This window comes from Flavitalea antarctica, from assembly GCF_054461535.1.
The window spans coordinates 1-20,950 of record NZ_JBTLQG010000037.1 but is presented as its reverse complement, the minus strand read 5'-3'; the positions used below and the strand labels follow the sequence as shown (position 1 = coordinate 20,950).

At 43.7% G+C, this 20,950-nt stretch carries 17 protein-coding genes; 9 read left to right on the top strand and 8 right to left on the bottom strand.

What is annotated here, in order from left to right:
- Window positions 1-26: 26 nt before the first annotated feature.
- A complete protein-coding gene (locus tag ACX0G7_RS23020; RefSeq protein WP_458925883.1) occupies window positions 27-1,925 on the bottom strand; it encodes a DNA topoisomerase IV subunit B in 1,899 nt (632 codons plus the stop codon).
- Between the two features lie 385 nt (window positions 1,926-2,310).
- On the opposite strand from ACX0G7_RS23020, the gene ACX0G7_RS23015 reads away from it, so the two are divergent.
- From ACX0G7_RS23015 to ACX0G7_RS23000, 4 genes are all read left to right on the top strand, one after another.
- A complete protein-coding gene (locus ACX0G7_RS23015; RefSeq protein WP_458925882.1) occupies window positions 2,311-2,631 on the top strand; it encodes a carboxypeptidase-like regulatory domain-containing protein in 321 nt (106 codons plus the stop codon).
- 296 nt (window positions 2,632-2,927) lie between these two features.
- Window positions 2,928-3,194 (top strand): hypothetical protein, encoded by a 267-nt coding sequence (locus ACX0G7_RS23010; protein ID WP_458925881.1) that lies wholly within the window; start codon window positions 2,928-2,930, stop codon window positions 3,192-3,194.
- A gap of 133 nt (window positions 3,195-3,327) precedes the next feature.
- Complete coding sequence (locus ACX0G7_RS23005; protein ID WP_458925880.1) at window positions 3,328-4,233, top strand: transglutaminase domain-containing protein; 906 nt, start codon at window positions 3,328-3,330, stop codon at window positions 4,231-4,233.
- Between the two features lie 57 nt (window positions 4,234-4,290).
- The gene (locus ACX0G7_RS23000; RefSeq protein ID WP_458925879.1) at window positions 4,291-4,932 is read left to right on the top strand and encodes a hypothetical protein; all 642 of its coding nucleotides are present in this window, start codon (window positions 4,291-4,293) and stop codon (window positions 4,930-4,932) included.
- A gap of 352 nt (window positions 4,933-5,284) precedes the next feature.
- Here ACX0G7_RS23000 and ACX0G7_RS22995 read toward each other — a convergent pair whose 3' ends face one another.
- Window positions 5,285-5,980 carry a hypothetical protein gene (locus tag ACX0G7_RS22995; protein WP_458925878.1) on the bottom strand — a complete coding sequence of 232 codons (696 nt, stop codon included), beginning with the start codon at window positions 5,978-5,980 and terminating at the stop codon, window positions 5,285-5,287.
- A 179-nt stretch (window positions 5,981-6,159) separates the two neighbouring features.
- On the opposite strand from ACX0G7_RS22995, the gene ACX0G7_RS22990 reads away from it, so the two are divergent.
- The 3 genes from ACX0G7_RS22990 to ACX0G7_RS22980 all read left to right on the top strand — a co-directional run bounded on the left by ACX0G7_RS22990 (window position 6,160) and on the right by ACX0G7_RS22980 (window position 10,581).
- Window positions 6,160-7,611: an aminopeptidase P family protein gene (locus tag ACX0G7_RS22990; protein WP_458925877.1), complete on the top strand. Its 1,452-nt coding sequence runs from the start codon at window positions 6,160-6,162 to the stop codon at window positions 7,609-7,611.
- An 883-nt stretch (window positions 7,612-8,494) separates the two neighbouring features.
- The gene (locus tag ACX0G7_RS22985) at window positions 8,495-9,187 is read left to right on the top strand and encodes a thioredoxin domain-containing protein (RefSeq protein WP_458925876.1); all 693 of its coding nucleotides are present in this window, start codon (window positions 8,495-8,497) and stop codon (window positions 9,185-9,187) included.
- Window positions 9,188-9,573: 386 nt separating this feature from the next.
- Window positions 9,574-10,581 carry a WD40/YVTN/BNR-like repeat-containing protein gene (locus tag ACX0G7_RS22980; protein WP_458925875.1) on the top strand — a complete coding sequence of 336 codons (1,008 nt, stop codon included), beginning with the start codon at window positions 9,574-9,576 and terminating at the stop codon, window positions 10,579-10,581.
- A 19-nt stretch (window positions 10,582-10,600) separates the two neighbouring features.
- Here ACX0G7_RS22980 and ACX0G7_RS22975 read toward each other — a convergent pair whose 3' ends face one another.
- Both ACX0G7_RS22975 and smc read right to left on the bottom strand, forming a co-directional pair.
- The gene (locus tag ACX0G7_RS22975; RefSeq protein ID WP_458925874.1) at window positions 10,601-10,933 is read right to left on the bottom strand and encodes a DMT family protein; all 333 of its coding nucleotides are present in this window, start codon (window positions 10,931-10,933) and stop codon (window positions 10,601-10,603) included.
- A gap of 85 nt (window positions 10,934-11,018) precedes the next feature.
- Window positions 11,019-14,537: a chromosome segregation protein SMC gene (gene smc / locus ACX0G7_RS22970; RefSeq protein WP_458925873.1), complete on the bottom strand. Its 3,519-nt coding sequence runs from the start codon at window positions 14,535-14,537 to the stop codon at window positions 11,019-11,021.
- A 229-nt stretch (window positions 14,538-14,766) separates the two neighbouring features.
- Here smc and ACX0G7_RS22965 point away from each other — a divergent pair, with 229 nt between their 5' ends.
- Entirely contained in the window at window positions 14,767-15,759 is a 993-nt protein-coding gene (locus tag ACX0G7_RS22965; RefSeq protein ID WP_458925872.1) for a Gfo/Idh/MocA family protein, read from the top strand.
- A 25-nt stretch (window positions 15,760-15,784) separates the two neighbouring features.
- Here the strand turns inward: ACX0G7_RS22965 and ACX0G7_RS22960 are convergent, their stop codons facing one another.
- Entirely contained in the window at window positions 15,785-16,258 is a 474-nt protein-coding gene (locus ACX0G7_RS22960) for a hypothetical protein (protein WP_458925871.1), read from the bottom strand.
- An 81-nt stretch (window positions 16,259-16,339) separates the two neighbouring features.
- Window positions 16,340-18,241, bottom strand: a complete 1,902-nt coding sequence (locus tag ACX0G7_RS22955; RefSeq protein WP_458925870.1) for a beta-N-acetylhexosaminidase — start codon at window positions 18,239-18,241, stop codon at window positions 16,340-16,342.
- Between the two features lie 240 nt (window positions 18,242-18,481).
- Here ACX0G7_RS22955 and ACX0G7_RS22950 point away from each other — a divergent pair, with 240 nt between their 5' ends.
- Window positions 18,482-19,309, top strand: coding sequence for a universal stress protein (locus ACX0G7_RS22950; RefSeq protein ID WP_458925869.1), 828 nt, complete (start codon window positions 18,482-18,484; stop codon window positions 19,307-19,309).
- Between the two features lie 36 nt (window positions 19,310-19,345).
- Here ACX0G7_RS22950 and ACX0G7_RS22945 read toward each other — a convergent pair whose 3' ends face one another.
- Both ACX0G7_RS22945 and ACX0G7_RS22940 read right to left on the bottom strand, forming a co-directional pair.
- Window positions 19,346-19,951, bottom strand: coding sequence for a fasciclin domain-containing protein (locus tag ACX0G7_RS22945; protein WP_458925868.1), 606 nt, complete (start codon window positions 19,949-19,951; stop codon window positions 19,346-19,348).
- Window positions 19,952-20,138: 187 nt separating this feature from the next.
- On the bottom strand, window positions 20,139-20,950 hold an 812-nt coding region (locus ACX0G7_RS22940), incomplete at its 5' end, for an agmatine deiminase family protein (RefSeq protein ID WP_458925867.1).

The window sequence follows — 20,950 nt, the reverse complement described above, 5'->3', positions numbered from 1 at the left end:
AGCTTAAAAATTGGTCAAGACTGATCTTAAACAGCAACTGCTTTTTCATCTGCAAGATCAAGCTCGAACTTAAGGTTGTTGATAATAAACTCCTGTCTTTCCATGGTATTTTTACCCATGTAGTATTCCAGGATCTGTTGAACATGTGTTTCAGGCATGATCATTACCGGCTGCAACCGGATATCCGGCCCGATGAACCGAGCAAATTCGTCGGGTGAAATTTCACCCAGCCCTTTAAACCGTGTTATTTCCGGCTTGCTGCCGAGTTTTTTTACTGCGGCCTGCTTTTCAGTCTCATCATAACAGTAGATCGTTTCCTGTTTATTCCTCACCCTGAACAATGGCGTTTCCAGGATATAAACATGGCCGTTTTTTACGAGGTCAGGGAAAAACTGGAGATAAAATGTCATCAGCAAAAGCCTGATGTGCATGCCATCAACATCTGCATCGGTTGCAATGACAATATTGTTATACCGAAGCCCTTCATATCCTTCTTCAATATTTAATGCATGCTGAAGAAGATTGAATTCTTCATTTTCGTATACTACTTTTTTGGTAAGACCGAAACAATTCAGCGGCTTACCCCGGAGACTGAAAACAGCCTGGGTTTCGACATCTCTTGCCTTCGTAATTGAGCCACTGGCCGAGTCACCTTCCGTAATAAATATGGTGCTTTCTTTTTGTTTTTCGAGGATGTTGTCCTTGTCCTTACCCGTTGCTTCATCATTATAATGAAAACGGCAATCTCTTAGTTTGCGGTTATGGAGGTTTGCTTTTTTGGCCCGTTCGTTTGCCAACTTTTTTATCCCGGCAAGGTCCTTTCTCTCCCGCTCACTTTGTTCTATTCTTTTTTTGATCTGTTCTGCGACTGAAGGATTGCGGTGCAGATAGTTGTCAAGTTCTTTGGAGAGGAAATCGTTGACAAAATTTTTCATCGATGGTCCGTTCTCATAGACTATCTGGGAACCGAGCTTTGTTTTTGTCTGGCTTTCAAATACCGGTTCCTGCACCCTTACGGAGATAGCGGCACAGATACTCGCCCTGATATCCGAAGCATCATAGTCTTTTTTGTAAAAGTCCCTGATGGTTTTCACGAAGGCCTCGCGGAAAGCTGCCAGGTGTGTTCCGCCCTGGGTAGTATACTGACCGTTGACAAATGAATAATACTCCTCCCCATATTGATTCTCATGCGTGAGTGCCACCTCGATGTCTTCACCTTTCAGATGGATCACTGGGTACCTGATCTCATCGGCATTTGTTTTTCGCTGCAGTAGATCCAGCAGTCCGTTTTTACTTATATATTTTTTTCCGTTGAAGTTAATCACCAGGCCGGCATTCAGGAAGCAATAGTTCCAGAGCTGCTGGTCGATATATTCGTTCAGGTAATGAAAGTTCTTAAAGACGGTTTCATCGGGGATGAAAACCACCTCGGTACCATTCGGCTCGGTGGTTTTTGCTTCTTTATGTTCTTTTATAAGTACGCCCCGCTCGAACTCAGCCACCTTTTCTTTTCCATCCCTGAATGCGGTGACTTTAAAATATTTGCTCAAAGCATTGACCGCTTTTGTACCTACTCCATTCAAACCGACGCTTTTCTGGAATGCCTTACTGTCATATTTGGCTCCGGTATTAATCTTACTCACCACGTCCACCACCTTACCTAACGGGATACCTCTACCATAATCCCGGATAGTGACCGTTTTATTTTCGATCGAAATGTCAACGTGTTTACCATAACCCATGGTATGCTCATCGATACAGTTATCAAGGACCTCCTTAAGGAGTACATAAATGCCATCGTCTGAACTTGTACCATCTCCAAGCTTACCAATGTACATACCTGGACGTAGCCGGATATGTTCCCTCCAATCGAGGCTTTTTATGGATTCTTCGGTATAGTCAAAAAGGTTTTTGCTGTCTGCCATAAATCAAGACGTTGAGGACTTTGGATGTTTATTTATACAAATTACTAAGAATCAGTTCAGTATAATTAACAGGATCATAAATCCCGAAATCCGGCAAATATAATCAAACATGGGAATTAGGAGGCATTGTGGGTAAATGAATGGCAAAGCAGGGAGAAACCGGGCTGGGAAGTCTATTCCCCATACCCGTTTAATTATCTCACAACCCACTGCAAATTAATAAGTTACGTACTTTTGACATAACGGTGTTCCAGGAAACGTGCAAAATTAAGGACGTTAACATCCCTATTTGGGCGGATTTGATGGTCAAAAATTGCAGGATTGAAATGGCATGTCTATTGATCTTTTAGTGGTGGGCGCAATTAAAAACCTTTAAATTCTTTTTATGACAGATTCGAAATTTTTAATAGGATCGCTGGCTGGACTTCTGGCTACTGGTCTGTTTGCTTTTAACGTGCTCACCGCTGGGTCAATCAAGGGAACCGTAATGCCAGCTGACGGCGCTACGAGAGCCTGGGCCTTGTCGCCAACTGATACATTGCGAGGCACGATCATTAATGGAGCTTACGAAATTAAGGATGCTAAGCCTGGCACCTACCGGATCATTATCGAGGCAAAGCCACCATACAAAAACGCAGCTAAGGATTCTGTCGTCGTAATTGACGGTCAAACAGCAGAAGTGGGTGAAATTAAACTTGAGCAGTAGTTTTTTGACGATATTTTAAAACCGGTAAGACAGTAGCTTTATTCCTGCTACTGTCTTTTTTACTTTTTAAATATATAACATGCTTAAAATCAACTATATGATAACGATAATTGAAACTTAACAATAAAATTCCGTGGTGCGGGAGTTCCTGGAGACAATTTGTGTAAATTTGCAATTCTAACCTTAGTTCGCTTTACTACCTCATATCATTCTACTTCTTACTCAACCCATTTTAGTTCTGAAATTTTTGTTACCTGTTAATTAATTTAATTATTTGACATTTAAACCAGTGTTGTATGTATTCGTATGCGTTGCTAGAAACAGGATGTTATTACCTTATCCAGGAGAAAGAAGATTCCGGCCTTAGTTTGATAAAAGTTACTATGGACACTGATTATTGCATGTTTGTCACCACTTTTGGCGATAACGCCGTTATGCAGTGGAAAAAAAAGACTGACACAATTCATGATATTCTCGAACTAATGGGCGACGATAAGGTTAAAGAGTGGGAATCCATATACAATGATAGCCAGGATGCGTATTATGAGGAGGATGATGAATAGCCCGTTAAGATACTGGCAACCTCACACGAAAAGCATTGCTGTCGTATGAACATACATCCTTTGTCAAATTTTTATCAGTTCCTCTATGTAAATCTGGTACAATTTTGCGTTAAGTGTATGAGTAAGACAGATTATGGCGCATTTATCGGAAAAACAACATAATGTAAAAAATTTTTTACTGGTGGCCGTAGGCCTCCTTACCATTGTCCCATTGGCACCGGTCATAAACCGGTATTTGCCCCCTGTGTTAGTTGGGTCTTTTAATCTTGATCTTATTATATCCTTATTACTGGCTGCGCTCTTTACGTGGCTGGTACTAAGGATTTTTCGTTTTTTGCTCATCCCGGCCGTTGTTTTTCTACTGGTCGTTGTGTTTTATAACCAGTTTACCAATGGATATGGTTTCAAAAGCATGATCAACGATTACCGCAGCATGGTAGAAAACAACTGGGGAAACAATGATAAAAAGGAAAAAAACCTGGTTGTCAGTGCTTCTTTTTTTGATGGCCCACTTACAAAGACGGTAAAGTCGCTGCAATCAAAAGTCGATTATAAGGATTCACTGGTAAGAAACTTCGCAGTACAGCATTCCTTATTGTATTTCGATGAATACCATATGAAGTACGGTGCCATGGTGAGGCTGCTTTCTCTTTTCAAACATATTAATTCGAATTTCAAGTATGTCTCGGACTCGGAGCGTGATGAGTACTTCGCAACTCCAAGAGAGACCATACTGAATGGAATGGGTGGGGATTGTGATGACCATACCCTGTTGATGGTGTCATGCCTGAAAGCAATAGGTGGCCATGTGAGGATGGTATTAACCGAGGGCCACCTTTATCCCGAGTTGCTGGCAGGGGATAAAAAATCATTTGAAAGAATGCAACAGGCTATTGTTTATCTGTTCGGAAACGAGGCGATAGACAATATGTATTACCATGAACAGAATGGTCAATACTGGTTGAACCTGGACTACAGTGCTAAATACCCTGGTGGTCCTTATGTAAGTGAAATCGCTTATGCAATAATAGAACTGTAGTTTTTATTGTGATTATCAACACATATTCTCTACATTTCGCCACGAAATCTGATAACTATGGACTCCCTGATTAGGATTGTGGGATTAACATCCACTTTCTCCACGCTTCTTGTGCTGATTGCCTATTTTATTTCAAAAGGCGAAATACTCAAAAAAGTCTTGAAATGGCTGGCCGTCTATTCCGGCATCTCATTCGTTACGGATGTGGTTTTGCGCATTTCACCCGAAGACTTTGAATTACTCTTCAATTTCACGTTACTTGAATACGCCTGCTTTGCGTATATATTTTATATGTTATTGTCTAAGCCGGTTAATCAGAAGATCGTTATTGTTGGATCGTTCGCTTTTATGGTGATGGTTACTATCACGCTGATGGACTTCGGGAGTAAACAATTTGATAATGTGAATTCCGGAACAGAGGCGATCCTGATCATCGTGTATAGCATTCTTTATTTTAGTGAAAAGCTGAGCCTCGAAAATCTTGAACCCATATTTGACAACCCGGGCTCCTATATTGTTATCGGCTGCCTTTTTTACCTGGCAGGTAACCTCTTCCTGTTTATAACCTCTGAAGAACAGAGTAAGAGTGTGTGGATCATCAATTCTTTATTCAACCTGATAAGGAATATCTTTTTCGTTATCGCGATCCGGAAATGTTCGAAAGCGAAGAAACCGGTTTCAGTATATAATTTCTCGTGATTGATGACTTCTCGTGATTGATGACTTCCCGTGATTGATGACTTCCCGTGAATGATGACTTCCCGTGAATGATAGCTTCGTAGTTGATGGCTTATCGTAAGCGATGGCTTCCCGGAATTGACGACTTCCCGGAATCGAATTTTCCGGAATCGAATTTTCTGGAATCTTAAAACTTCCGGAATCATCTCTTCTCATAACTGGTGACTTGTGGTGAACATCCATCCGTAACCCGAACTGAAAAGAGTGTCCCTGTAGTTTAATAGTTATCAACCAGACCTGAGTTCTGCAATCCGGATCTGGTATCAGTTATCGAAAAAGAAGAGCTGGGAAAGGTGAAGAAGTCTGATTAAGATCAGTCTATTATTTTGATCAACACTTCATGTTGTCTTGGCCCTTTTGGCACAGGCCTTTTCTTTTTAATACCTTCGGCAAAAAAGCCAAAACAGGCAATGATTATTCCAATCAGGGTAGACGCGTAGTAGATGATCTGCATGTCAGTTTTGTGATCTCCGGGAACAAAGTATTCGTAAATATAATAATATACATAGACAGCATACTCGAATAAAACAGCCAGAAACAAAAAGCTGATGGCTTTCTCACGTGGTGTATGATCCAACTTTTTGAAATAGTAGAAGATCTCCATCAACACCATCGCAATCACCGTGAATACACCTATACCCACCAGGTATTTAAAAGAGTCATCGTTGAAACCGCGGACCAGGCCATTTACAATCTCAACAAAAAGAAACACCGGGATAATGATTTTTATTAAAGAGCGGAGTTTCTCAACCCTCGTGTTAAGAAAGAATATGTACAAGATCAGAGGAAGGTCAATCATGTTATAAATCAGGCGACACACTTCGAAAGTGCGAAGGGAAACAAGCGAGGTTGATCCAAGAAAGTTAATGAAGCCGCCAATTGCCCAGTAGCATGAAAACATAAGTACCGGTATATCCTTCCAGAGCTTTTTGTACAGAACCACCAGGAGGGGAATATAGTAGGCAATTAATGCTACTGTACTAATAATCTGATTTAACTGTTCTTTCAAGGTTTGGGGATTAACCCTTAAAAATCGTATAAACAGCGTTTAATATTGTCTTGTGCAATTTATTCAGTATTACTACTTTTCTTCATTTTTGCATAAAATACTATACCGGTGAAAGATTAGAGAATCCTTTCACAGCGGTGCCCGAAACCTTTGCTATATTTAAATTGCAAAACCAGTTTATGAAAAAAATATATCTGACCGGCTTACTGTTCCTATCATTTGTGTATGGTGTATTATCCCAGGAGCAGGATGTTGCCACCGACTATCTGACTCCTGCGTTCCATGCTTCAAGGCGTGACTCTGCCCGTGCGAGGATGCCCGCAAATTCGGTTATGGTGGTTTTCGCCTACCCTACCCGCAACTTTTCAAATGATGTGGAGTATGTCTATCATGCGAGCCCGGATTTATATTATTTCACCGGATACAAAGAGCCTCATTCAGTGTTGTTCCTTTTTAAGGAAGATCAAAAGGCGGCGGATGGAAGTGTCTATAATGAATTGCTTTTTATCCAGGAACGAAATGCGCAGGCCGAACAATGGACCGGAAAACGGATGGGTGTTGAAGGCGTAAAAACGCAGTTAAAGATCAATCATGTATTTAACGGGCGGGAATTTAAAAATCATCCTCAGAACTTCTCCGGCTTTACCAACATCCTCATGGATCGTTTGCCTGTGGCTGACCCCGGAGGCAGCAGGGACACGGCTGATCTGTTTAGCCTGGTGAACCAGTTCAAGGCAAAGGCCGGTATCACCGCGGAAAGAACCGATGACTCAAGGATACAGCACAGATTATACATGCAGCTTACCGGCGCACTAAGGGAAATAAAAACGGATGAAGAACTCGCCCTGATCAGGAAAGCGGTAGAGATTTCCTGTATTGGCCAGGCGGAAGTGATGAAGGCGATCCGGCCCGAGATGTCCGAGCGGGAAGTACAGGGTCTGCACGAATATGTCCATAAGAAATACGGAGCGGAAGGTGTTGGCTATCCCTCTATCGTGGGAGCAGGGAACAACGGCTGCGTCCTGCATTATATCGAGAATGGAAAGCTGAGTGTCGGCAAACAAATGCTCCTGATGGATGTGGGGGCAGAGTACCATAATTATACAGCTGACGTAACCAGGACCATTCCCGCTAACGGGAAATTCACACCGGAACAGAAGGCGATTTATGAGATTGTTTACCAGGCACAGGAAGAGTGCTTTAAAATGTGTAAGGAAGGTACAAGCTGGCGCGAAGTAAATCTCAAGTCGAAAGAAATCGTGGCGGCAGGTTTGTTAAGGTTGGGGATCATTTCAAAAAAGGAAGATGCAGCTAAATATTATCCTCATGGCCTGGGTCACCATATAGGACTTGATGTCCACGATCGGAATGTTTCGCCAGTGCTTAAAAAGAATATGGTCCTCACTATCGAACCCGGGATCTACATTCCCGAAAACAGCAATTGTGATAAGAAATGGTGGGGCATAGCCGTCCGGATAGAGGATGATGTTCTCATCAGGGAGAAAGATTATGAGTTATTGTCCGCTTCAGCGCCAAGGAAAATCGAAGACATCGAAAGAAAGATTGCGGAAAAGAGCATAATGGAGAATTATACGTTACCTGCCCTTAAGCCTGCAAAAAAGGCATTTTAGGAAGTAAAATGTCAAATAGCCACTGGAATCTGCTCATTGTAAATAAGTTAGCACTGTCTATACTTAATTTTCATTCAAGCTTCATCATAGATATTAACATAATGTTAGCAACTTTCCCAATGAAATCTTAGTAATAATACGGATGGGACGGTATAAACTGATGTTTTAAGATTAAGCACATCTGCTCTTTACCATGAAGGTTATGAACATTACTTTTGTATTGTCACCTGAATAACCGACAGCCTTTACAACAAACACAAAATCAATAAATAAAAACCTTTAATCCTTAGAAAAACCAAGTCCAGAATCCAAATCCAAAACCAGTCAAAGTCAAAAAAACCAAGTCCAAATCCAACGAAAACCAAATCCTGACATCCAACAATCCAACGAAAAACCAAAAACCAGATCTAACAATCCAACGAAAAACCAAAACCTGATCCGACAATCCAACGAAAAACCAAACCAGATCCAACAATCCAATGAAAACCAAATCCTGAAATCCAACAATCCTAAAAACCAAATCCTAATCCAACAATCCAACGAAAACCAAATCCTGAAATCCAACAGTCCTAAAAACCAAATCCTAATCCAACAATCCAACGAAAACCAAATCCTAAAGTCCAACAGTCCTAAAAACCAAGTCAAAAAATCCAATGTCATCCCTAACCAGGACTCAACTATGAGAAACTCAGTCGATATCCTAAAAAACCTGATAACCGTCAAGAGCTTAAGAAATTTAAATCCGATCCCGTCGAAAGCACATTGAAAGGTTGGTCGACTGATTCCAAAAACATTAAAAGCCACTGTACGTCCAGACAGTGGCTTTTATTATTCAATTATCTCAGCAAACGTGTATAATTTTGAGTCATTAACTTCCCAAGTGATGATGAAAAAGTTTGGTGCCCTCGGCATCTGCGTTTTATTCCTCTTTTCCTGCCAAACCAACGTACAAAGGACGATACTCGAACCCGAGGTCTTCGAGGCAGCACTTGCCAGGGTAAATGTCCAGTTACTTGATCTCAGATCGCCTGTTGAATTTCAGGCGGGACACATTAAAAATGCGTTACAGGCAGACTGGAACAACCAGGTCGAATTCCGGGAATATGCCGTTCATCTTGATAAAAAAGAACCACTTTATATTTATTCCGATTCGGACACGACGACCGGGGCCGCCTCGGCATGGCTTATGAGCGAGGGGTTTAAAGTGAGTGAACTAAAGGGCGGGCTGAGTGAATGGCTGTCTGCCGGCAAAGAGGTAACAAAAGCTGAGACTGAAAAGCCGCTCAGCATGGGTGAGTACAAGATATTGACGAACCTCGGCGCGGTGGTGTTGGTCGACATTGGTGCTGAATGGTGTCCCCCATGTAAAAAAATGGACCCCGTGATAGAAAAGTTGAAACTGGATCTTGGAGAGAATCTTAAGGTTGTGAAAATTGATGCTACCGTGCAGTCAGCCTTGATGAAAGGAGTTGGAGCTGAGAAACTCCCGACTTTTATTATCTATAAGAACGGCGGTGAAACCTGGAGGAAAGAAGGAATTGTGAGCCTGCAGGAACTCAAGCATAATTTGAGGTAAGCCCGATATTATCCTAAACAGGAAAAAGAGGTAAGAGATTTTATGTGCTGCTGTATAGACACTTATAAGAAATTTTGTCCTGTTAAAGTTCCACGCATACGCAGAAGAAGCATGCTGCAATAAGAAGTCTGCACGCGTGAAACATATATTTGGAGGATGCCTCCTGATAAGCTGGAGAAACATACCCCAATACGCCAAATGATATACCTGAGAAACATACCTGCAATACGCCAACTGACATACCTGAGAAACATACCTGCAATACGCCAACTGACATACCTAAAAAACATACTGCAATACGCCAAATGACATACTTGAGAAACATAACTTTTATTCGGCGACTGACAAACCTGAGCAACATAGCTGGAACACACCAACCTGCCAAGATGAGAAAAATATCTACCCTGGTCATAGCTACAGTGCTTTTAGTTAGTTCATCAAACGGTCAGAACTTACAAATTATGACCCAGGGAACATCGACCTCTATCCGGGGACTGAGTGTCGTGAGCAATGAAGTGATCTGGGCTAGTGGCAGTAAAGGAATGATTGGCCGGTCCGTCGACGGCGGCAACACCTGGAGCTGGCTCCAGGTACCAGGCTATGAAAAAAGGGAGTTCCGGGATATAGAAGGGTTTGACGAGGAGACCGCAGTTGTGCTTGCCATCGCCGAGCCCGGTGTCATTCTCAAAACAACCGATGGAGGGAAAAACTGGAAGCCGGTCTACACCGATTCAACGGCGGGGATCTTTTTAGATGCTTTCCATTTCGCGGGAGATGGTTCCGGGATTGTTATAGGGGATCCGCTGAAATCACAGGTTTACCTTGCTTCAACAAAGGATCAGGGAAATTCCTGGCAGAAAAACCTGCAGGCACCAAAAGCGGACAGCGGTGAGGCCTGTTTTGCCTCAAGCGGAACAAATATCGTCGCTGTGAACAATGGCGGTTACTATTTTGTCACCGGGGGCTTAACCAGTCGTTTACACAGCCGGGGAACCGTTGCTACCCTGCCGTTGGTGAAGGGTAAAGAAAGCACCGGCGCTAATTCTATTGCCGTCCATGGAAACAACGCAGTGATAGTTGGCGGTGATTTCACACGGGACACGGTTAAGACTGATAACAGTGTTCTTGTCAGGCTTGGCAAAAAGCCGGTTTTTACAAAACCCACCACTCCACCCTCGGGCTATCGAAGCTGCGTTGAATACCTGGATGCAAAAAATCTCATTACCTGCGGTACTTCAGGAGTTGACATCAGTGCCGATGGCGGCAAGAACTGGAAACTCATCAGTAAAGAAAGCTTTCACGTTTGCCAGAAAGCAAAAAAAGGAAATGCCGTGTTCCTGGCCGGGGGGAACGGGAAAATAGCGAAGTATGTGCCCGATGTTGCCGGGAAATAATTTTCGACTTTGCGAGAAGCTACTTCTTAAACATAAAATAAACGGCTGCGAGTAGAAACCCGAAACTGACCAGGTACTTCCAGTGAAAAGGCTCCTTAAGATATACCACGGCGAAAACGGAGAATACGACCAGGGTGATGACCTCCTGCGCCATCTTCAACTGGAAACCGGTAAACCCATTTGCATATCCCAGCCTGTTGGCCGGCACCATCAGGCAATATTCGAAAAAAGCAATGGCCCAGCTCGCAAGTACGGCTTTATAAAGCGGAACACCTTCCTGCTTAAGATGGCCATACCAGGCAATAGTCATGAAAACATTGGATGCCACCAATAACAGGATGGTACGTAACATAACACTTTGTTGAACTAATTAAAAACAGGCGATCTGCATTTAAAAACAGATCGCCTTTATTATAAATAGAGGGTTGTATAAAATATCAGGTCAGCGCCCGGAAGTCAACAGGTACCAACTTACTCACACCGGGCTCCTGCATGGTAACGCCATAGATCACATCAACAGCGCTCATCGTTTGTTTATTGTGGGTCACGATAATGAACTGGCTTTCTTCGCTAAACTTGCGGATCATAGAAGTAAACTTACCAACGTTCGCATCATCCAATGGTGCATCAACTTCGTCAAGAATACAGAATGGCGCAGGCTTGATGAGGTAGATGGAAAACAACAACGCGGTTGCGGTCAGTGTTTTTTCACCCCCGCTCAACTGGGAAATAGAAGAGGGTCTCTTGCCTTTCGGCTTAGCTATGATATCGATGCTGGTTTCGGCTAGATTTTCGGGATTTTCGAGAACCATATCTGCGGTATCATCATCGGTGAACAATGCCTTAAACACCCGCTGAAAATTCTCACGCACCCGGTTGAAGGTGTCAAGGAATTGTTGATTCGCCGTGGCTTCTACCTCCTGGATAGTTTGCAGCAGGCTGTCTTTCGCGGTAACCAGGTCGTTTTTTTGCTCAAGGATGAATTCGTATCGCTTTTTCATCTCGGTGAAAGCTTCGATAGCGGTTGGATTCACTTCGCCCAGGTTCTCGAGTCTTTTCTTCATCTTATCACTCTTCTCCTGTAACTCGTCTACCGGAACTTCCCCGGTCCTTGGCTGGTCGATAATATCATCCAGGTTGATCCTGAACTCAACACTTAATCTTTCCTTCATACCGGCAAGCTGCAGTTTCAGCTCATTGAGCTTATCCTTTATCTCGCTTAGTAAGTGTTCGGTCTGTTCCTTCTCTTTTACTTTATGACGTAATTCGGATTCCTTTTCATTAAGCCTGTTTCTCTCATTATAATATGATTGATCGGCTTCGTTCAGTATCTTTTCTTCTTCTTCTTTTTTGCGAAGCAGGTCAACCAGTTCACCGCTTGCAATTTCAAGTATGTCGCTGCTTTCAACTATGTTTTCAGCGGTCATCTTCAATTGGGAGGCATTCGATTCCACCTGTTGGGTGAGGTTATTCAGCTGGTTCGATTTGAACTCGCCTTCCTGGCTCAGTGCGTTGATCTTACTTTGCTGGCGGGTAACCTGGAGGTTGAATTCGTTAAATCCGGCCAGGGCCACATTGTACTGGGTTTCAGCACCACGGTAATCATCTTCGGCGATCTTCAGGGTCTCCCTTACTTCGTTAAACAGGCTGACCAGTTCTTTCCATTGTTTGCGGGTACCTTCGATTGACTCAACAGTATTATCGAGGTTCTGCTTCATCTCTTCCAGTCGGTTCTTAGCGGTGGATTGAAGTCCCTGGAGTGATTCAATTTTATTCTGAAGAGAAAACACCTGGTTGGTAAGACGGTTGATATCATCCTGCGCTTGTTTGATTGCATTATCCTTGAGCTGTTCGTTGTAGGCGATCACTTCATTATGGCGCGACTGAATCACCGCTTTCAGATCATTCACGATTGATTCCTGTTCCCGGATATCCTGTTGAAGTTTACCCAGGTTTTTTGCACGGCCTATTTTTTTCCCTTCAAAAAGTCCGACACTGCCGCCGGTGAGTGAGTATTTCCCTTTCACATACTTACCGTGTTTCTCAAGCACCACTGCCCCGTTACTATCATTTAATGCTTCTTCGTTTTCAGCAATAAAAACGTTACCCAGCAAATGGTTTGCGAGGTCGCGGTATTGTTCATCCACCTCGATAACATCGATAGCCGGAATTGTTTGTGCTGGCTGATGAACTTCTCCATACACTTTCTCGAACTTATCGAGCAGGAAGAAATTTGCCTTACCTTTTTTATTATCATCCAACAGGTGTACCGCCTGCAGACCTTCCTGGAGGTTATTTACGACATAGTAATTCAGATATGGTTCGAGCACATTTTCGACGGCCGCACGGTACTCCTCTTTCACATATATGATATCCGATAAGATGGGGGCTTTGTGGTTCCATCCGGAATTGTTATGCAGGAACTTGATACTTTCAGGGTAGCCTTCCATGGAGTCTACCAGGCTTTTCAGCAGATCATGTTCGTTCTTTTTTGAATCCAGTTTGCGGTTCTCTTCAGCCAGTTTCTGACGTAAAGATTCCAGGTCCCTTTGGGTTTCCAGGATTTGTTCTTTTGTCCGCTCCTGTTGTTCCTGCAGTTGTTGCAGATCAACCCGGCGGTTTTCAAGTTCTTCTTCTTTGGTAACCCGCTCTTCTTCCAGTTGTTTTAGCTGGCTGTACCTGACTTCCTTTTCTTCCTCCATCTGCTGGATACTCCGTTGCATATTCTGGATGGAAGTGTCTGCCACGGCGACTTTCTTTTCCGCTTCAAACTGGTTGCGCTGGATCGAAGCATTTTCGCCACGCAGTTGGTCCACCCTGCTACGTTTCTCGTCGAACACTACCCTGTTTGCTTCCACAGCTTCTTTGCGGTCAGCAAGCTGTTGCTGCAGGTCCTCCAGTTTGCTATTCTCCTCACCCAGTTGCTGACGGGTAAAAACAATGCTTTCTTCAAGCCCTTTTAGCTGCCCCTCGCTTTTTGCCAGGAATTCCTGGAGACTTGATTCTTTCTCCTGCAAAAAATTGAGTCGCTGGGAAGCCAGGTTTTTTTCGTTTTCCTTGCTCCTTAATTTTTGAATCAGGTCGTTGAAATCGTGCTGCATTGACTGGAGTGCACGCTCCTTCTCTATGAAGCTTACCTTATCCTGCTCGATCGCCGCCTCTTCACCGGCGACCTCAGCCTCAAGTTTAAATTTCTTGTCGGTTTCTTTTTCCGCCTGTTCGTTCAGGTCGCGGTAAGTCAGATTGAAGCCCTCGAGCGAAGCTTTTGCCAATTCAATGCTCAGTTCACGGTAATCTTTTTTGATCTCAAAATACTTCTCTGCCTTTTTAGCCTGGTTCTCGAGGCTTTTCAGCTGGTTGTTTATTTCGAAAAGCAGATCCTCGATGCGCGCAAGATCCTGTTCGGTAGCTTCGAGTTTCGATTTTGCTTCTTTTTTCCTCGTTTTATAGATGGTGATGCCCGCTGCCTGTTCGAGCATACGGCGACGGCTGTTGTCTTTATCCTTGATGATTTCATCTACCATTCCCAACTCGATTATTGCGTAGCTATCAGTGCTGATACCGGTATCCATAAAAAGATTCTGGATATCCTTGAGGCGGCATTGAACATCATTCAGTCGATACTCACTCTCCCCGCTTTTGTAGAACTTCCGGGTTACTGTTACTGTGCTGAATTCTGTCGGGAGAAGGTTGCGTGTATTTTCGAAAGTGAGGCTCACCTCGGCAAGGCCCGAAGCTGAGCGGCTTTTAGAACCGTTAAAAACAAGACTTTCCAGGTTTTCGGACCGGAGATGACTGATCTTTTGCTCCCCGATAACCCAACGGATGCTATCGATAATGTTACTTTTACCACAGCCGTTCGGCCCGATTACTCCGGTTATTCCCTCGTCGAAATGCAACGTGGTTTTGTCGGCAAAACTTTTGAATCCTTTGATTTCGAGGCTCTTTAATCGCACAGTTCTTATATTTTGTGATTGCAGCAAATATAGAAGAACCGCCCGTACCGATATTCACGAATTATACACAGCAATTCACCGTGAAAAGGCCGGAAACTCACAAGTTTCCAGGGCCAGGCCTCCCAATTTTGGATTACGGTGATCATCTTTCATTTCGTAAGCTCCGATTCGACGATATTTGCCATTCCTGGGATCATTGCAAAATTATTCAACAACGAACTTATTTTATATGCAGACTTTCAAATGGGGTATTCTTGGAGCCGGCCGCATCGCAAGGAAATTTGCTTCTGATCTTAAATATGTGGAAGGCGCAAGATTGTATGCAGTCGGTGCGCGTACCCGTGAATCCGCCCATGCCTTTGCGACTGAGTTCCCTGGCACAAAAGACTACGAAGGTTATGAGACGCTTGTAAAAGATCCGGAAGTAGATGCCATTTATGTAGCCACTCCCCATGGGCTGCATCGTGATCATGTTCTGTTATGCCTGGAACATAAAAAACCGGTGCTCTGTGAAAAAGCATTTGCAATCAACCTGCGTGAGGCGAATGAAATGGTGGAAACGGCGCGCCGTAAGAATGTTTTTCTGATGGAAGCATTCTGGACAAAGTTTCTTCCACATTATGTTAAAACAAAGTCCCTGATCGATGAAGGCAAAATTGGTAAGATCAAATCGATTCTTGTGAACTTCGGCTTCAAACCTTATGACCCGATACCCCAGCGTTTATATGATCCTGCACTCGGCGGCGGAACCCTGCTTGATATTGGCATTTATAATGTGTTTTTAGCCTTGTCTTTACTTGGCCGGCCAGATGAAATAGAAGCCAGGGCTGAACTTACTGATGGAAATGTCGACGCCCAATGCGCAGTGATATTCAGGTATGCAGGTGGAGAGATGGCAAGTCTCTTCAGCAGTTTTCATTCGGAGCTTTCCAACGAAGGGGACATCTGCGGCGAAACAGGAAGAATCAGGCTGGGCACCCGGTTTTTTGCCACGGATACCAGCATAGCGTTTTACAGTGGAAAGCCAGATACCAAAGAGATGATTCCGTTTGACAAAGAACCCGGTTATGGATATCAATACCAGGCAAGACATGTGCAGGATTGCCTGTCGAAAGGTCTCACCGAAAGCCCGGTGATGAGCCTGGCTGATACCTTATTACAAATGGAAACCCTGGACCGGATCAGGAAGTCGGCAGGAATAATTTATCCGCACGACCTTTAGCGGATGCTATCAATTCCCGACGCTGCTATTCTCCTATTTCACCTCTGCATAAAAGGCTATCGCTCCGATGCTGGCTCAGAAAGACTTTGACCACCATCGTCTTACCGAGTACTTTATCATAGGTGACGGAGCCGTAGTTGCCTGCGTTTTCTACCGCCTGCCGGATGTTTTTGGTTTCGCCGATCACCGGACCTCCCGTGCCCCTGATATCGGAAAGCCGGAATGCAATGTTCATCGTGTTGGTCATGTCGCCATTGTAAACGTTCATAATATGAACTGAATCGCGGACCGAGCTATTTAATTTCACTGTTACATTAAATGAACTATCCAGGTTCTCGGCGATAAAAACAGTACCTGAGATCCCGCTGTTCCCAACGGCAAACAACGGGAACTGTTCGTTTCTCAGCACCAGGTCGTCCTGCTTGCTGCAGGCTGCTGTAACTGTCATTAATACCAGGACAAGCGCGCAGACGGCGGTCCTCTTCACATTCATGTTCATGTCAATAAATTGATTCAGTGTTGGGTTCTGAATCAGGTTGACATCAGCAGGGGAAGTACCGTTGCATGCCGGGATACCCTGCTATTTTTTTACAACTCTTTTTTCAAGTTCAGATACCGGGAAATGAATATCTCTACCTACCCGCTTACCGTTCCTGTACGTGATGATTTTGAGATTTGAAGCGTCTTTGGGAACGATTAACGGATTACTGTACTTCGGATAAAACTTATCAGGAAATGAGTTATCAAAACTATAGTGGATGTCGACCTGGTCCACCTCGGTTGTCATATCGACAACCAATTTGCCGGCCGCATCACGGGTAACTTTAAATATAGGTTCATACATACTTGGCGCATACTTGATATCCGCCTGGTCAAACCTTTCCAGGTGTTTTTCTACCCTTGATATAAAGTCGGGCCAGTTTTTTTGTTTTGCCTGCGACCAGAGTGATTCTCCGACAGCAAAACCTCTTGGCCAGAGCATGTATTGAAGGTGACGCATATTATAAACCTGTTCGGTCCACAAATTCGCCTGTCCTCCTTTGATGAATTTTGCATCCACACCGTCCGGTACCGGTTCGAACTCGTAGGATTTCTTCAACCTTACGGTAGAATAAACTGGTGGCTCAATGATCGGATCACCTTGCATCAGGTCCACATAAACATGGGTCGATGGACTCATCACCACTTCATGACCGAGACCGGCCGCCGCAATACCTCCCTTTGTACCACGCCAGCTCATGACTGCTGCTCCACTGGCAATTCCTCCTTCAAGAATCTCATCCCATCCAATCACCTTTTTTCCCTTGGACTCTATAATCTTTGCCACTCTTTTTGAGAAATAACCCTGCACTTCATGAATATTCTTCATTCCTTCCTTTTGCATGAGCGCCTTTATCTGCGGACTTTTTGCCCAGAAGTTGGTGGCACATTCATCGCCTCCCATGTGAATGTATCCGAATGGGAACAACCCGGCAATCTCAGTAAATACTTTGTCGAGGTAGGTATAAGTCTGCTCATTGGCCGGACAAAGATTGTTATCGATCAGCCCGTAAAATCCACCTTTCTCCCACACCATAAATTGCTCACCTGAATTCACGCGGTAAGTACCCGGGGTACATGCCAACTCAGGATATGCGGCCAAAAAGGCCATGCTATGGCCGGGTACATCAATTTCCGGTAGTATGTCAACAAAGCGGTCTTTCGCATACTTCAATAATTCACGGATATCATCATGCGTAAAAAAGCCACCGTAGGTTTTTGGTTCATTCGGTTCGGGTTTCGACAGCTTCATGAATGTGCCGGTCTTGTCTACGCGCCAGGCTCCGACCTCGGTCAGTTTAGGCAAAGACTTGATCTCAATTCTCCAGCCCTGGTCATCAGTAAGATGGAGGTGAAGCAGGTTGAACTTATATTTTACCATGTCATCGATAAACAACTTGACCTGGTCCTTTGTAAAAAAGTGCCTGGAAACATCGAACATCATTCCCCTCCACGCAAATCTTGGGTAATCGGTGATTTTCACCGCCGGTATGGACCAGCTTTCCTTTTTCACTGTTTTTTTACTTTCAATCTCCTTTGGCATCAACTGGATGAGCGTTTGAAAACCGTAAAAAACGCCGGCCGGTTTGTTTGCCTGTATGGTAATGCCTTCGGGCGAAACTTCAAGCCTGTATCCTTCGTTACCTATAGCCGGATCATTTATGAGAGATACTGATACTCCGTTTTTCTGGGCGGCGCCTGTGCTGGTGGTGACTTTCAGGCTGCCGGATCTCTCGATGCGATCCCTGAAATAATCGACCGCTCCTGCTATTTCAGGATTGTTGGCCGGGAAAGAAACCGGTACGGTGGATACTAACGAAAATGAACCAGTGCTTTTTTGCAGGGAAACCGGTTGCGGAATAATTGCAATTTCTTCTGTGTTCTGGGCGGAGACAAAAAGTGATACGAGAGCAGTAATGGCAAGCGAGAAATACTTCTTCATAATTAGTTTGATTATTCAGTGGCTGACAATCGGGAGTAAACAGAAGGTTTGATTAAATGGGAATAGCTTCCGTTTAAATAGTTGTGAACATGTTTACATGTAACGATCAACTTTTCTGCAATTGCGATAACTTTCCAAAATAGTGAATTTATTCATTTGCAACTGTTTTTTGCCGGGGCATTTTAGATTGCGACATATTTTTAACGTGTTTATTTGTATCTTTCTAAAAACTACCGCGCAATGAAAAGATTCCTGGTCCCAACCGATTTTTCAGACACTTCAAAAAACGCCGCCCGTTTTGCCGTACAGGCAACTTCACAGATACCGGGCGCCGTGGTTATTTTGTATCACGTATATGACAAAATATCTGCAGGTTCAGATGGTACACCGCTACGTGATTCTGACAATGATAAACAGATTGTACTCCGTACGGCATTACAATCATTGAAAGAAGAACTGAGTGCATTGTCACCAGTAACAATTGACTTTGATGCTGAAGAAGGTGGTTCCCTGATTGATACCATGAAAAAATATGTTCGCCACAATGCCATTGACATGATCATTATGGGCATCACCGGTGCTACCAGGCTGGAACAGATTTTTATGGGAAGTAATTCGTTGAATATGGTGAGGGAAGCGGTTTGCCCGGTGATCATTGTGCCGCCCAATGCGAAGTATACCCAGATCAAAAATGTGCTGTTTGCCAGCGACTTCAAAAATGTGGAATCAACTACTCCAAAAGCTCAGCTAAAGGCTATACTTGATTTATTTAAACCCAACCTTCATATTGTAAATGTTGATCACGAACATTATGTGGAGCTGACAGAAGAATATAAAGTGCAAAGGAATAAACTGGAAAAAATGTTCATTGACTATAACCCACAGTTTTCTTTTATACGCTTATACGACTTCCTTGATGCCATCAGCACCTTTACCCATGACAGGAATATAGATCTTATCGTAACTGTTCCGCGCAAACATGGATTTCTTACGAATTTCTTTTCAACCAGCCATACCAAAAAACTTGCTTATCACAGCCATGTTCCTATCGTAGCTGTGCACGAGTAAACCATTAATGTCGGGGCAGTAATATGTGATGGGCCATTACCTGGGGAGAGCAACTTTATCCAGAACATGTAACATCCCGTTACTGCCCTTGATATCAGACATGGTAATAAAACAAGCGTTGTTACCATCATCAGTCAGGCGGATCTTGTTTTCCTCTATAGTAGCGATCAGCCTGTTTCCACTTAACGTAGTATATATTGCACGGCCCTTTCCGGCTTTGATATCTTCACGAAGGGTTGCCGTAGTGTGATTACCTTCTATTATATGGTATGAGATCAGTTTGTTGAGGAGATAAATATTTTCAGGCTTCATCATTTGCTCAATCAGGCCCGGGGGCAGCTTTGCAAAAGCGGTATTACTTGGGGCAAACACGGTGATTGACGGTTTGCTGCGGATATTATTCTCCATACCGCAGGCTTTTATGGCATTGACAAGCGTCGCATTATCATTCATACCGGCTGCTAGCGTAAAGACATCACGGGAACCCGCATTGGCTGAACGATCAATTGCCGGAACTGTGCTGATGGTCGCTGAAGCATTATCTGGTAAAGTTACCGGGTTAAGTTCCTGCGCTGCTAAATTGATGCACAGGAGCCCTGTAATTGCGCTCAGGCAAATCGAGGGAAAAGCTTTTGGTAACATAGTGTTGCTTTTTTTTAACATAATTCCACAATGATGCCAAAATTTCTTACAATTAAAACTGGCAAGTTTTCTCAGTGAGGTTCAGCTTCAAATTATGACATAATTTTTCTAATTCAGCACTTGGGGATATCTTTTTAATAAGGTGCTTAAAACTAATGCATTGTAAGCGTGGTGGGCGTTTCAGGATTTAAACAACGGAAGGCTCCTGTTGACTAAGACAATGGAAACTACCCAAACCCCAGATAATATCCCGGGAATCTATCCCCACCACAGTACGTCCGGGAAAAGATTCCTGTATTAACTGTAGAGCTTTGTCATCATTTGAACACTTGAATACGGGAACTATAACCGACTTATTGGCAATATAAAAATTAGCGTATGAGCAAGGCAGACGTTGATCCTCAAATTCGAGCTTTGCAGGCATCGGCAGTTCCACGATGTTCAACTGCTTACCGTTTAACAAGCGCATTTCCTTTAGCTGCTTAAGGTTATGTTGCAGTAATTGGTAGTTCTCATCGTTTTTATTGCTTTCAACAACCGTGAGCACCGTATCCTCGTTTACAAACCGAACAGTATCATCAATGTGCCCGTCCGTATCATCGCCAACTATACCATCATCTACCCAGAGCACCTGTTCAATTCCATAGTAATCTGAGAGGTATTGTTCGATCTGCTCCTGGTTCAGCCCCGGATTACGATTTTTGTTCAGCAAACAGGACTTTGAAGTAAGTAGTGATCCTTTTCCATTAAAATCAACTGAACCTCCTTCCATTACTATCCCCGGATGAAAGACCGGGATATCATAGTGCCGGGCAATCAGCGTTGGAATAACATCGTCGAGGTCATATGGCGGATATTTGTTGCCCCAGGCATTATAACCCCAGTCAACAATAACTTTCTTGTTTTTTTCTGCATTGGGATTGATCAGGAAAGCGGGGCCATGATCACGGCACCAGGCATCATTGGTAGGGTGAATAAAAAACCTCACCCTTGACATAT

Coding starts and splice junctions, on each gene's coding strand:
- ACX0G7_RS22950 (WP_458925869.1), top strand. CDS start 18,482: ATGAAAAGATTCCTGGTCCCAACCGATTTTTCAGACACTTCAAAAAAC.
- ACX0G7_RS23015 (WP_458925882.1), top strand. CDS start 2,311: ATGACAGATTCGAAATTTTTAATAGGATCGCTGGCTGGACTTCTGGCT.
- ACX0G7_RS22965 (WP_458925872.1), top strand. CDS start 14,767: ATGCAGACTTTCAAATGGGGTATTCTTGGAGCCGGCCGCATCGCAAGG.
- ACX0G7_RS22975 (WP_458925874.1), bottom strand. CDS start 10,933: ATGTTACGTACCATCCTGTTATTGGTGGCATCCAATGTTTTCATGACT.
- ACX0G7_RS22955 (WP_458925870.1), bottom strand. CDS start 18,241: ATGAAGAAGTATTTCTCGCTTGCCATTACTGCTCTCGTATCACTTTTT.
- ACX0G7_RS22960 (WP_458925871.1), bottom strand. CDS start 16,258: ATGAACATGAATGTGAAGAGGACCGCCGTCTGCGCGCTTGTCCTGGTA.
- ACX0G7_RS22980 (WP_458925875.1), top strand. CDS start 9,574: ATGAGAAAAATATCTACCCTGGTCATAGCTACAGTGCTTTTAGTTAGT.
- ACX0G7_RS23000 (WP_458925879.1), top strand. CDS start 4,291: ATGGACTCCCTGATTAGGATTGTGGGATTAACATCCACTTTCTCCACG.
- ACX0G7_RS23010 (WP_458925881.1), top strand. CDS start 2,928: ATGTATTCGTATGCGTTGCTAGAAACAGGATGTTATTACCTTATCCAG.
- ACX0G7_RS22985 (WP_458925876.1), top strand. CDS start 8,495: ATGATGAAAAAGTTTGGTGCCCTCGGCATCTGCGTTTTATTCCTCTTT.
- ACX0G7_RS23005 (WP_458925880.1), top strand. CDS start 3,328: ATGGCGCATTTATCGGAAAAACAACATAATGTAAAAAATTTTTTACTG.
- ACX0G7_RS22990 (WP_458925877.1), top strand. CDS start 6,160: ATGAAAAAAATATATCTGACCGGCTTACTGTTCCTATCATTTGTGTAT.
- ACX0G7_RS23020 (WP_458925883.1), bottom strand. CDS start 1,925: ATGGCAGACAGCAAAAACCTTTTTGACTATACCGAAGAATCCATAAAA.
- ACX0G7_RS22945 (WP_458925868.1), bottom strand. CDS start 19,951: ATGTTACCAAAAGCTTTTCCCTCGATTTGCCTGAGCGCAATTACAGGG.